The 13,046-nt window shown below is 68.6% G+C and carries 9 protein-coding genes and 1 tRNA gene; all 10 read left to right on the top strand.

Going from position 1 to position 13,046, the window contains the following annotated elements; translation table 11 throughout:
• The first annotated feature begins 121 nt into the window (after positions 1-121).
• The 10 genes from uvrB (at position 122) to uvrC (ending at position 13,038) form a co-directional block, all read left to right on the top strand.
• Complete coding sequence (gene uvrB, locus HDC96_RS06895) at positions 122-2,152, top strand: excinuclease ABC subunit UvrB (RefSeq protein WP_179459288.1); 2,031 nt, start codon at positions 122-124, stop codon at positions 2,150-2,152.
• A gap of 107 nt (positions 2,153-2,259) precedes the next feature.
• Positions 2,260-2,334: transfer RNA gene (locus HDC96_RS06890), tRNA-Val, on the top strand.
• Positions 2,335-2,588: 254 nt separating this feature from the next.
• On the top strand, positions 2,589-4,964 hold the full coding sequence (locus tag HDC96_RS06885; protein ID WP_257018604.1) for a DNA internalization-related competence protein ComEC/Rec2: 2,376 nt from the start codon (positions 2,589-2,591) through the stop codon (positions 4,962-4,964).
• A 3-nt stretch (positions 4,965-4,967) separates the two neighbouring features.
• Positions 4,968-5,642: a MotA/TolQ/ExbB proton channel family protein gene (locus tag HDC96_RS06880; RefSeq protein WP_179459287.1), complete on the top strand. Its 675-nt coding sequence runs from the start codon at positions 4,968-4,970 to the stop codon at positions 5,640-5,642.
• A 3-nt stretch (positions 5,643-5,645) separates the two neighbouring features.
• A complete protein-coding gene (locus tag HDC96_RS06875) occupies positions 5,646-6,068 on the top strand; it encodes a biopolymer transporter ExbD (RefSeq protein WP_019183376.1) in 423 nt (140 codons plus the stop codon).
• Positions 6,065-7,813: a lipid A export permease/ATP-binding protein MsbA gene (gene msbA, locus HDC96_RS06870; protein ID WP_179459286.1), complete on the top strand. Its 1,749-nt coding sequence runs from the start codon at positions 6,065-6,067 to the stop codon at positions 7,811-7,813. The genes HDC96_RS06875 and msbA overlap by 4 nt, the downstream gene beginning before the upstream one ends.
• The gene (gene lpxK, locus HDC96_RS06865; protein WP_179459285.1) at positions 7,813-8,835 is read left to right on the top strand and encodes a tetraacyldisaccharide 4'-kinase; all 1,023 of its coding nucleotides are present in this window, start codon (positions 7,813-7,815) and stop codon (positions 8,833-8,835) included. The genes msbA and lpxK overlap by 1 nt, the downstream gene beginning before the upstream one ends.
• Positions 8,836-8,901: 66 nt before the next feature.
• Positions 8,902-9,675: a 3-deoxy-manno-octulosonate cytidylyltransferase gene (gene kdsB, locus HDC96_RS06860; protein ID WP_179459284.1), complete on the top strand. Its 774-nt coding sequence runs from the start codon at positions 8,902-8,904 to the stop codon at positions 9,673-9,675.
• Between the two features lie 103 nt (positions 9,676-9,778).
• Positions 9,779-11,194, top strand: a complete 1,416-nt coding sequence (locus HDC96_RS06855) for a hypothetical protein (RefSeq protein WP_179459283.1) — start codon at positions 9,779-9,781, stop codon at positions 11,192-11,194.
• Entirely contained in the window at positions 11,191-13,038 is a 1,848-nt protein-coding gene (uvrC, locus tag HDC96_RS06850; RefSeq protein ID WP_179459282.1) for an excinuclease ABC subunit UvrC, read from the top strand. Before HDC96_RS06855 ends, uvrC begins: the two co-directional genes overlap by 4 nt.
• The last annotated feature ends 8 nt before the right edge of the window (positions 13,039-13,046 follow it).

Raw genomic sequence — 13,046 nt, 5'->3', positions numbered from 1 at the left:
TCTGGCCGTCCGGATGTCCCGCCGCCGCCGGTTCATGCCGCGTTCTGCTGTCGGTGATCCCATCAACCAGCCGTCACCAAGGCGGCCGTTATACTGGGCGCTTCCCGGCAGTGGCGGCACCATGAGCGATCGTTTCCAACTTGTATCCCCGTATTCGCCGGCGGGCGACCAACCGGCGGCCATCGAGAAACTGACCGCCAACTTCGAGGCGGGCATCGCCAAGCAGACCCTGCTCGGCGTCACCGGTTCCGGCAAGACCTATACGATCGCCAACGTGATCCAGCAGGTGCAGAAGCCGACCCTGGTGATGGCCCCGAACAAGACGCTGGCGGCGCAGCTGTACGGCGAGTTCAAGTCGTTCTTCCCGCACAACGCGGTCGAGTACTTCGTCAGCTACTACGATTACTACCAGCCCGAGGCCTATGTGCCTTCGTCGGACACCTTCATCGAGAAGGACAGTTCGATCAACGAGCACATCGAGCAGATGCGGTTGGCCGCGACCAAGACCCTGCTGTCGCGCCCGGACGCGATCGTGGTGGCGACGGTGTCGGCGATCTACGGCCTCGGTGCGCCGGAGGACTACCTGTCGATGCGGCTGATCCTCTCCACCGGCGAGCGGATCGACCAGCGCGACCTGATCAAGCACCTGACCCAGCTGCAGTACACCCGCAATGAGTTCGAGCTGCACCGCGGCACCTTCCGCGTGCGCGGCGAAGTGGTGGACGTGTTCCCGGCCGAGTCGGACAGCGAGGCGGTGCGCATCGAGCTGTTCGAAGGCGAGGTCGAGCAGATCAGCATGTTCGATCCGCTGACCGGCGAGAGCCTGCGCAAGATGATGCGCTACACGATCTATCCGAAGACCCACTACGCCACGACGCGCGAGCGCGTGCTGTCGGCGGTGGATACGATCAAGGCGGAGTTGAAAGTCCGCCTGGAGCAGCTGTACGAGCAGAACAAGCTGGTGGAAGCGCAGCGCCTGGCGCAGCGCACCCAGTTCGATCTGGAGATGATGGCCGAGGTCGGCTACTGCAACGGCATCGAGAATTACTCGCGCCATCTCACCGGCAAGAATGCCGGCGATCCGCCGCCGACCCTGTTCGATTACCTGCCGCCGGACGCGCTGCTGGTGATCGACGAATCGCACGTGACCATCCCGCAGATCGGCGCGATGTTCAAAGGCGATCGCTCGCGCAAGGAGACCCTGGTCGAGTTCGGGTTCCGCCTGCCGTCGGCGCTGGACAACCGTCCGCTGCGGTTCGAGGAGTGGGAAGAACGGTGCCCGCGCAGCATCTACGTCTCGGCCACGCCGGGGCCGTACGAGCTGCGCGAGACCGAGGGCGAGATTGCCGAGCTGGTGGTGCGTCCGACCGGCCTGATTGATCCGGTGGTCGAAATCCGTCCGGTCGGCACCCAGGTCGACGATCTGATGTCCGAGGTGAACGAACGCATCAAGCTCGGCGACCGCGTGCTGGTCACGACGCTGACCAAGCGCATGGCCGAGAACCTGACCGAATACCTGACCGAGCACGGCATCCGCGTGCGTTACCTGCACTCGGATATCGACACCGTCGAGCGCGTGGAGATCATCCGCGACCTGCGCCTGGGCAAGTTCGATGTGCTGGTCGGCATCAACCTGCTGCGCGAAGGCCTGGACATGCCCGAAGTGTCGCTGGTGGCAATCCTGGATGCCGACAAGGAGGGCTTCCTGCGCTCGACCGGCTCGCTGATCCAGACCATCGGCCGTGCCGCCCGCAACCTGCGTGGCAAGGCGATCCTGTATGCGGACAAGATGACCCGCTCGATGCAGGCGGCGATCGACGAGACCGACCGCCGCCGCGCCAAGCAGGTCGAATACAACGAACTGCATGGCATCGTGCCCAAGTCGGTACTGCGACCGATCACCGATATGCTGGAAGGCGCGCGATCGGAAGCGGCCGAGAAGGAGTCGCGCGGCAAAGGGAAGGGCAAGGGCAAGGGCGGCCGCGTGGCCGAAGAGGCGGCCGATTACCGCACGATGGAGCCGGCCCAGATCGCCAAGCGCCTGCAGGCGCTGGAGCAGCAGATGTACCAGCACGCGCGTGATCTGGAGTTCGAGGATGCCGCCCGCGTCCGCGACCAGATCCGCAAATTGAAGGAGGCCAGTCTGGGCTGAACAACGCGTTGTGAAATATCTTCACAAAAGTGTTGCGCTTTTCAGGGGGCGTCCGTAATATACGCGGCCTGCACCGACGCATTCGCAGCGGGGCAGGGAAGCAAAACGGGCGGTTAGCTCAGCGGTAGAGCACTACCTTGACATGGTAGGGGTCACAGGTTCGAACCCTGTACCGCCCACCACTTCAGTCCCGGAGACTGCAGTGGAACATCAGAAAAGCCAGCCATACGGTTGGCTTTTTTGCTATGTGCGTTTTGTTGGCGACAGGAAAGGGCGCGTTCCTCCACTGCGGTGTGATTTCCCCTTGGCGCTTCCTGTGCGTATCCCGACAACGTAATACACACCCCCCTGATACCCAGCATGTAGCCAACGACCGACACTCTGGTTTTCCAGGGCGCTTCGCATGCTGCGAGTGCTGCACGCCAGTGTCATGGCAATGCCGACGCATCTTCCGATCTTCGGCAAGGCCTGTGTCGTGGCCCTGCTGGTCGGCGTCTGCGCGACCGTATTCGCGCCCCGGCTGCTGCCGGCGGGATGGGGCGTGGCTGCGGCGTCGGTCGGCATCCTGCTCTGGATCCTGCCCTCCCGCCTGCGCCTGCTCGGCGCCGCCCTTTTCGGCCTCGGCTGGGCCGCCTTCCACGGCCACGCCGGGCTCGCCCAGCAGCTTCCCCCCGGCACCGCGCCGGTGGACCACGTCGTGCAGGGACGGGTGACCAGCCTGCCGGAGCACGGCCCCGGCGGCACCCGCTTCGGCTTTCGGGTGGACGATGATCCGGCGATGCCAGCCGAACTCCGTGGCCGCGACCTGGCCCTGGGCTGGTACGACGGATTCCGTGGCGCGGCCGATGATCGCCGGCGCACGCTGCGCGCGGGCGAGCGCTGGTCGCTCGGCGTGCGCGTCCGGCCCCCGCGCGGCCGGGTGAATCCTGGTGGGTTCGATGCCGAGGGCTACGCACTCCGGCACCGTGTTGCCGGCAGCGGCTACGTGCGGGAACCCGCGCAGGCGGCTGCGCTGGCCGCGCCCACCGGATTGCCTGCGTGGCGCGAGCGGATGGCCGACGCGATCGCCACGGCGGTCGAGAGCGACGGCCGCCGCTTCGTCCAGGCATTGGCGCTGGGCGACACCCGTGGCCTGAGCCCGGCCGACTGGGACGATCTGCGCGCGCTGGGGGTGACCCACCTGGTGGCGATCTCCGGTTTCCATGTCGGTGTGGTGGCGGGCGTTGCCGCCGTGCTGGCGGGCGGGCTCTGGCGCTGCCTGCCGATGCTCGGCCTGCACTGGCCGAGGCCGATGGGCGCCGCGGTAGCCGCTGTCGCAGGCGCGGCGCTGTACGCCGCCGCAGCCGGTTTCGCGCTGCCAACCGTGCGGACCGTGCTGATGATCGCGGTGGTGGCCGCTGCACGCTGTAGTCGGCGCCGGGCGACCGTCGCGCAGTCGCTGGCGCTGGCGGCACTGGCGATGCTGCTGTTCGATCCGCTCGCCGTGCTCGCCCCGGGCTTCTGGCTGAGCTTTGCCGGCGTGCTGTGGCTGATCTGGTGCCTGCCGGGGCGTGAGGAGGGCTGGCTGCGCGGTTTTCTGGGCGCGCAGGGCGTGGCGACCGTGGCGCTGCTGCCGCTGACCGTGGCGCTGTTCGGCCAGGCCTCGCGTGCGGGGCCGCTGGTGAATCTGGTGGCGATTCCGTGGTGGACGATGGTGGTGGTGCCGCTGGCGCTGCTCGGCACCGCGCTGGAGGCGCTGATCGACGGGGCGGGACGCTGGCCGTGGCAGCTGGCGGCGTGGTGCTTCGAGGCGAGCTGGTGGCTGTTCGGGTATGCCGCGCGCAGCCAGCTGTCGCTGTGGTGGTTGCCGCAGGCCAATCGCTGGGCGTTGATCTCGGCCATGTTCGGTGTGTTCTGGCTGCTGCTGCCGCGCGGCAGTGGTGGCCGCGTGCCGGCCCTGCTGCTGTGCCTGCCGCTGTTGTGGCCGGCGCGGCATGGCCCGGGCGAGGGCGAGGTGGAGCTGATCGTGATGGATGTCGGGCAGGGCCTGGCAGTAGCCGTGCGCACGCGCCGGCACACGCTGCTGTACGACACCGGGCCCGGGGCCGACGATGGCTTCGACGCGGGCGAGCGGATCGTGGTGCCGACCCTGCGGGCGCTGGTGCAGGGCCGTCTGGACCGGATCATGATCAGCCACGATCACCGCGACCACACCGGCGGCCTGCGTGGGGTCCGCCGCAGCTTTCCGGACGCGATGCTGCAGGCGCCGCCCGATGCACTGCGCGGTCGGGCCTCGGCCTGCCATGCCGGGCAATCCTGGCAGTGGGACGGGGTGACGTTCCGGGTGCTGCATCCCCCGCGCGACGAACCGCAGTCCACCAACGACAGCAGTTGCGTGCTGCGGCTGGAGACGCCGCAGGGGGCGATCCTGCTGGCCGGTGACATCGAAAAGCGCAGCGAAGCCCTGCTGGTCCAGCAGGCGGGCGCACGCCTGGCGGCGGAAGCGGTGGTCGTCCCACACCACGGCAGCGCCGGTTCGTCCACACCGGCGTGGGTGGCCGCGGTCGCGCCGCGGCTGGCAATCGTCTCGGCGGGCCACCGCAACCGCTTCGGTCATCCCCGTGCCGAGGTGGTGGAGCGCTGGCAGGCGGTGGGCGCCGAAGTGCTCAGCACCGCCGACAGTGGTGCGGTGCGGGTCTGGCTCGGGCGTGAAGGCCTGCAGGTGCGTGAACAACGGGTTTTCGAGCGGCGTTGGTGGGATGCCGCGGAGCGGAGCCGGCCGGCTGCTATCCTATCGGCGATCAAACAGGCGGCCGCTGGGCCGGAGGATTGAAACGTGTGGGAACTGGTCAAGGCCGGTGGCTGGCCGATGCTGCCGCTGCTGCTGTTGGGCGTACTGGCTTTGGCAATTGTCCTGGAGCGTTTCTGGACCCTGCGCCGCAATGAAGTCCTGCCCCCCGGGCTGGGCCAGGAAGTGCGCAACTGGGCTGCGCGCGGCAAGCTCGATCCGAGCCATATCCAGTCGCTGCGCGGCAATTCGCCGCTGGGCGCGCTGCTGGCCACCGCGCTGGAAGCACGCAATCGCCCGCGCGACCAGATCCGCGAGCGCATCGAAGATGCCGGCCGGCACCTGGTTCACCGCATGGAGCGGTTCCTGAACGCCCTGGGCACGATCGCCTCGGCCGGCCCGCTGCTCGGCCTGCTCGGCACGGTGGTCGGCATGATCCAGATGTTCATGGGCATCCTCGACCACGGCGTGGGCGATGTGAACCAGCTGGCCGGCGGTATCGGCAAGGCGCTGGTCTGCACCGCCACCGGCATGATCGTGGCGATCCCCGCGCTGATGTTCCATCGCTACTTCAAGGGCCGCATCGCCGGCTACGTGATCGACATGGAGCAGGAGGCCTCGGCCCTGCTGGACGCGCTCGATGGCCGCCCGGGCGTGATGAACAACGCCCCGCGCGCCGGCGGTGCTTCGGCCGGTGCCGCACCCGTGACGGTCAAGGGCTGACGGATGCGCATCCGCAATGACCGGATCCAGGACGAGCCGCACATCGATCTGGTTCCCCTGATCGATGTGATCCTCGTCCTGATCATCTTCTTCGTGGTCACTACCACCTTCGACGCGCGCTCGACGTTGCAGCTGCAGCTGCCGACCGCCAGCCAGCAGGACACCACCGAGCCGCCGCGTTCGCTGAGCGTGCTGGTCAATGCCGAAGGGCGTTACTTCATCAACGACCAGGAAGTGCTGCGTACCGACGTCGAGTCGGTCAAGCAGACGATCGCCGCCGTGGCCGGCAGTGATCGCGAACAGACCGTGCTGTTGCGCGCCGACGCGCGTACGCCTTACCAGGCTGTCGTCACGGCCCAGGATGCCCTGGGCCAGCTGGGCTTCCGCCGCATCGCCATCGCTACCGCGCCGGAGGTGCGTCCATGAGCAAGAAACATTCCCCCGTCTGGCCGATCTACAAGCGCCTGCTCGGCTATACAGGTGCCTATTGGGTGTTCATGGTCGCGGCCGTGGTCGCGATGGTGATCGAAGCCTTGGCCGGCTACAGCTTCACCAAGCTGATGGAGCCGCTGGTCAACCGGGGTTTCGTCAACCCGGAGCCGCGCATGGCGGTGATCCTGCCGCTGACCATCCTCGGCTTGTTCATGATGCGCAGCCTGGCCACCCTGGTCAGCGACTACGCGCTTGCCCGCACCGGGCGCAGCGTGGTGCGCGACCTGCGTGAGCAGGTGCTGGAGAAATACCTGCACCTGCCGTCCTCGCATTTCGATGCCGAAGCCACGCCGGTGATGGTCAGCCGCCTGAACTTCGATACCGAGCAGGTCACCCAGGCCAGCGCCGATGCGCTCAAGACCCTGGTGGCCGACACCCTCACCATCATCGCCATGCTGGTGGTGATGCTGCAGATGAGCGTCAAGGTCACCATGGCGATGCTGGTCGTGGTGCCGCTGATCGGTGTGATCGTCTCGATCGTCGGCAAGCGTTACCGCCGCATCAGCCGCGGCATCCAGGACGGCATGGGTGGCATGGCGCAGACCGCCGAGCAATCGTTGGCCGCGCAGCAGGAAGTGAAGGTGCATGGCACCCAGGCGCACGAGATCTCGCGCTATTCGCGTCTGGCCAACCGCATGCTCGGCCTGAACATGAAGGTCGAAACCACGCGCGCGCTGGCTTCCAGCACGGTGCAGTTCCTGGCCGCGCTGGCGCTGGCGGTGATCGTGTGGGTCTCCACCCGCGAGGCGCTGGCCGGCAAGCTCAACGCAGGCCAGTTCATGGGCCTGATGACCTCGATGATGGCGATCATTCCCTCGCTGCGTCGCCTGACCAGCGTGCAGACCTCGATCTCGCGCGGCGTGGCCGCAGCCGAGCGCCTGTTCGGGATTCTCGACATGCCGGTCGAGCGCGACGAAGGCCTCCAGCGGATCGGCCGCGCACGTGGCGAGCTCGCGTTCGAACACGTGATGCTGCGCTACCGCGAGGACACCGGCATCGCGCTGGATGACATCAGTTTCGTGGCCAAGCCGGGCACGGTGACGGCGATCGTCGGCCGCTCCGGCAGCGGCAAGACCAGCCTGATCCGCCTGGTGCCGCGCTTCTACGAACCCAGCGGTGGCCGCATCACGCTGGACGGCGTGGCGCTGGATGATTATCCGTTGGCCGATCTGCGCCGCCAGGTCGCGATGGTCGGACAGAAGGTGATGCTGTTCGATGACACCGTGGGCGCCAACATCGCCTACGGCATGGACGCCACCGAAGAACAGATCCGCGCGGCGGCCGAAGCGGCCAATGCCTGGGAGTTCATCGCGCGCATGCCGCAGCAGCTGCAGACGCCGGTCGGCGAGAACGGTGCGCTGCTCTCCGGCGGCCAGCGCCAGCGTCTGGCGATCGCCCGCGCGATCCTGCGCGACGCGCCGATCCTGATCCTGGATGAAGCCACCGCTGCGCTCGACAACGAATCCGAGCGCCTGGTGCAGGATGCCCTGCAGCGCCTGATGCCCGAGCGCACCACGCTGGTGATCGCGCACCGGTTGTCCACCATCGAGCATGCCGACCAGGTGCTGGTGATGGATCACGGCCGCATCGTCGAGCGTGGCACGCACACTGAGCTGCTGGCGCTGGGTGGCCTCTACGAGCACCTGCACAAGATGCAGTTCCGCGAAAGGCAGCCTTGATGGCCGGCAAGGGTACGCACACGCCGTCGTACTGGTATGACGGCACCGCGATTCCGTTCCTGGCACGCCTGGCGTCACCGCTGTACGGCGCGGCCATCGCGCTGCGGCGGATGGCGTATCGCCGCCGCTGGCTGAAGCGGCATCCGCTGCCGGTGCCGGTGGTGGTGGTCGGCAATATCACCGCCGGTGGCACCGGCAAGACCCCGCTGACGATCGCGCTGGTCAACCGCCTGCGCGAGGCGGGCTGGAAGCCGGGCGTCGCCAGCCGTGGCTATGGCCGCGATGACGCGGGCACGCCACGCTGGGTGCTGGCCACGACCGATACCGCGCTCGGCGGCGACGAGCCGGTGCTGATCGCCTGGAAAACCGGTGTGCCGGTCCGGGTGGATGCGGACCGCGTCGCGGCCGGCAAGGCGCTGGTCGAGGCGGGCTGCGACATCATCGTCTGCGACGACGGCCTGCAGCATTACCGGCTGGCGTGTGACATCGAGATCGAAGTGGTCGACGCCCAGCGTCGCTACGGCAATGGCCGGCTGATTCCGGCCGGGCCGCTGCGCGAGCCGGCCAGCCGTGCGCGAGACTGCGACTTCCGGGTGGTCAACATGGGCCAGGCCAGCGATGGCACCGAAGCCCAGACCGCCTGCGGTTTCGGCGAATGGCCGATGCAGCTGCGCATCGACAGCGCCCAGCCGCTGCAGGGCGGCCGCGCGCGGCGCCTCGCGCATTTCCAGGGGCAGCGCGTGCACGCAGTGGCCGGTATCGCCAACCCGCAGCGCTTCTTCGACATGCTGCGTGCGCATCGCATCGGCGTGGTGCCGCATGCCTTCGCCGATCACCATGCCTACCAGCCGGCCGATCTGCGCTTCGGCAGCGAACTGCCGGTGCTGATGACCGAGAAGGACGCGGTCAAGTGCAAGGCCTTCGCGACCGAATGGCACTTCGCCGTGCCGCTGTCGGCCGAACTGCCGGCGGCGTTCTGGATCACGCTGCTGGACCGCGTCGAGAAACTCGGCAAGCGTTGACGGGCCCGGTGCCGCGTGCGGCACACTGAGGCCCTGACTGCATTCCTTCCGTACAGGTCGTCCCCCATGAGCGCTTCCGTCGAGTTCGTCGTCGCCATTCCCGCCCGCTATGCCGCCTCGCGGCTGCCGGGCAAGCCACTGCGCCTGCTCGGCGGTGAGCCGCTGGTGCTGCGCGTCGCACAACGCGCCCTGCTTGCCGGTGCGCGCGAAGTCTGGGTCGCCACCGATGATCAGCGCATCGCCGATGCCCTGCAGGGGCTGGCCGAGGTGCGCGTGGCGATGACCTCCACCGCGCATGCCTCCGGCACCGATCGCTTGGCCGAGTGCGCAACGCAGGCTGGCTGGGCGGATGACACGCTGGTGGTGAACCTGCAGGGCGATGAGCCGTTCGCCCCGGCCGAGGGCATCCGCGCAGTGGCCGAAGCCCTGGTCTACAGCGGTGCGGAGATGTCCACGCTGGCCACCCCGGTCGAGGACGCCGAAACCCTGTTCGACCCGAACGTGGTCAAGGTCGTGCGCAGGCAGAACCTGGACGCGCTCTACTTCAGCCGTGCACCGATCCCGTGGCACCGCGATGCGTTCGCGCGCTCGCGCGACACCCTGGCCGGCCCGCACTGGCTGCGCCATATCGGCATCTACGGCTACCGCGCCGGCTTCCTGCGCCAGTTCGCTGCGTTGCCGCCCGGCACGCTGGAGCAGCTGGAATCACTGGAGCAGCTGCGCGTGCTGGAAGCGGGGCACCGCATCAGCGTGGCGCTGACCCCGTCCGAGTTCCCGCCCGGCATCGATACGCCGGAGGATCTGGAGCGCGCAGAAGCGTGGTGGGCCGCGCACCCGTGACCGGGGCGGTCGTCCGCCGCGGCGACCTCCGCCGCACGCCGATGAACCGCCGGATGACCGTGGCACGACGGATGCATGACGCCGAGTCCGGCATAATCGGGGCATGAACGTCCAGCCCGTCCAGGATCTGCCCGAATTCGCCACCTGGCTCAACGCCCCGCCGACCACCCTCGCCGAGCTGCAGGGGCGGCCGGTGGTGCTGGCCTTCGTCAATGCCGCCTCGGTGTGGTGCGCGCAGCGGCTGGCCGAGCTGGCCCAGTGGCAGTCGCGCAACCCGGGCAAGCTGCAGCTGCTGGTGCTGCAGGTGCCGCGGTTCGATGGCGAGCGCGATCCCGCGCAGTCGCTGAAACTGCTCCGCCGCCAGGGCCTGAACGCCCCGGCGCTGCTGGATGCGGAGTGGGACGGCTGGCGCCGCTTCGGCGTGACCGCGTGGCCGACTCTGGTCCTGCTGGATGCCCAGGGGCGCGAGCGCGAACGGCTGGTCGGCCTCGGCGGCGAACTCGAGCGCGCCCTCACGGCCCTCTGCGAAGGCAGTTCGCGGCCGTCCGATGAGGACCTGCACGGCGCCCGCGAACTCAGCCCCGAACCGCGCCTCGCGCTGCGCTTCCCGACCGGCCTGGCGGTGACCACCGAGCGCCTGTACATCGCCGATACCGGGCATCACCGCGTGCTGGAATGCAGCCACGGTGGCCGCGTGCTGCGCCAGTTCGGCATGGGTACCGCCGATTTCATGGACGGGGGCCAGGCCGAAGCGGCCTTCCACCACCCGCAGGGCCTCGCGTTGGAGCGCGAATGGCTGTACGTCGCCGACACCGGCAACCATGCGCTGCGCCGCATCCATCTGCTGTCCGGCCAGGTCGATACGCTGTGCGGCACCGGCCGCCCCGGCGAGCCGATCGAAGGGCCGGTGGCCGATCCGCGCCGTACCGCGCTCAACCACCCGCAGGGCCTGGCGGTCGCCGACAACCAGATCCATATCGCGATGGCCGGCGACAACCGCATCTGGAGCTATCACCTTGGCCAGCGCAGCCTGCAGTGGCGCGCCGGCAGCGGCGCGATCGACGCGCGCGACGGTAGCGGTCATCTGGCCGCGTTCGCGCAGCCGTGCTCGGTCGCGGCGGTCCAGCAGGTGCTGTACGTCTGCGATGCACTCGGCTCGTCGATCCGCGCCCTGCAGCTGCGCGGCGACCTGGTGCAGACACTGGTCGGGCAGGGCCTGTGGACCTTCGGCGAACAGGATGGCCCGCGGGCCTCGGCGCTGCTGCAGTACCCGCAGGCGATCGCGCTGAGTCCGGATGCCCCGTTGCTGTGGATCGCCGATGCCGGCAACGGCCGCCTGCGCACGCTGCGCCTCGGCGGCGGCGAGCTGAGCACGCTGGAGCTGCCGCGCCGCCTGCATGGCCCGGCCGGCCTGGCGCTGGGCGGCGGTGCGGTCTGGATCGCGGAGACCGACGCCCATGCCGTCCTCCGTTTCGACCCCGTCAGTGGTGTCCTGAGCGACGTGCCGATCAACGAATGACTGTTTCTTCCGCCCCCGCCTTCGATGGCAAGGCATTTGCGGCCCACCTGAGCACCGCCCCCGGCGTGTACCGCATGTACGCTGCCGACGACACCCTGCTGTACGTCGGCAAGGCGCGTGCGCTGCGCAATCGCGTGGGCAGTTATTTCAACGGCACGCCCAAGACCACGCGGATCATGTCGATGCTGTCGCAGGTCGCGCGCATGGACGTGACCGTGACCCGCTCGGAAGCCGAGGCGCTGCTGCTGGAAAACCAGCTGATCAAGTCGCTCTCGCCGCGCTACAACGTCTCCCTGCGCGACGACAAGACCTACCCGCACGTGCTGCTGACCCGCGAGCAATGGCCGCGCATCGCGCTGCACCGTGGCCCGCGTGCGGTGCCGGGGCGGTACTTCGGGCCGTACCCGGGCGTCACCGCGGTGCGCGAAACGCTCAACCTGATGCACAAGCTGTTCAAGCTGCGCAGCTGCGAAGACAGCGTGTTCCGCAACCGCTCGCGGCCCTGCCTGCAATACCAGATCGGCCGCTGCAGCGCGCCGTGCGTGGACCTGGTGGCGGCGGAGGACTATGCCGAATCCGTGCGCCGCGCCTCGATGTTCCTGGAAGGCAAGAGCGACCAGCTCGCGCGCGAGCTCGGCACCCAGATGCAGACCGCCAGCGAAGCGCTGGAGTTCGAGCAGGCCGCGCGCCTGCGCGATCTGATCGCCTCGCTGCGCAGCATGCAGACCCGTCAATACGTGGACGGCCGCGCTGCCGACCTGGACGTGCTCGCCTGCGCCACCCAGGGCGCCAGTGCCTGTGTGCTGCTGCTGGCCTTCCGTGATGGCCGCAACATGGGCACGCGGCCGTTCTTCCCGCGCACCAATGGCGAAGAAAGTGCCGACGAAGTGCTGGGCGCGTTCGTGTCCCAGTATTACGCCGAACACGCCCCTCCGCGCGAGATCCTGCTCGACCGCGAGATTCCCGATGCCAGCCTGATCGAATCGGCGCTGAGTGCCTCCGCCGAGCACAAGGTGCAGCTGCGGTGGAATGTCCGTGGCGAGCGCGCCGGGTATGTGGAGCTGGCCGCGCGCAATGCGCAGATCACCCTGGTGACCGAACTGGGCAGCCGCACCGCGCAGCACGCGCGCAGCGAAGACCTGCGCCAGATGCTCGGCCTCACCGAGCAGGTCAAGCGGGTCGAGTGTTTCGACATCAGCCATACCATGGGCGAAGCCACCGTGGCCTCGTGCGTGGTGTTCGATGCCGCCGGGCCCGTGCGCAGCCAGTACCGCCGCTTCAACATCAGCGGGATCGAGCCGGGTGATGACTATGCCGCCATGCGCCAAGCGATCGAACGGCGCTTCCGCCGTGCGGTCGAAGAGGATGGCGTGCTGCCCGATCTGCTGCTGATCGATGGTGGCGCCGGCCAGTTGGCCCAGGCGCAGGCCGCACTGGCCGATCTGGGCGTGGAAGGGGTGATGCTGGTCGGCGTGGCCAAGGGCGTGGAGCGCAGGGCAGGGCATGAAGCCCTGGTCATGCCCGACGGCCGCGAGCTGCGCCCGGGCGCGGCCTCACCGGCGCTGCAGTTCATCCAGCAGGTGCGCGACGAGGCCCATCGCTTCGCCATCACCGGCCACCGCGGGCGCCGCCAGAAGGCCCGCATGACCAGCAAACTCGAAGATATCCCCGGCATCGGCCCGCGCCGGCGTGCCAGCCTGCTCAAACATTTCGGCGGCCTGGTCGGCCTGAAAGCCGCCGGCGAAGCGGAAATCGCGAAGGTGGAAGGCATCAATGACGCCCTCGCTGCGCGTATCTACGCTAACCTTCATGGACTGCCCACGCCCGACGCGGCGGGCGAGTAGAGAGACGC

Source organism: Stenotrophomonas sp. JAI102, assembly GCF_013409105.1.
GTDB lineage: Bacteria > Pseudomonadota > Gammaproteobacteria > Xanthomonadales > Xanthomonadaceae > Stenotrophomonas > Stenotrophomonas maltophilia_AA.
The sequence above is the reverse complement of the archived record's forward strand: the minus strand, read 5'-3'. Positions and strand labels throughout refer to the sequence as shown.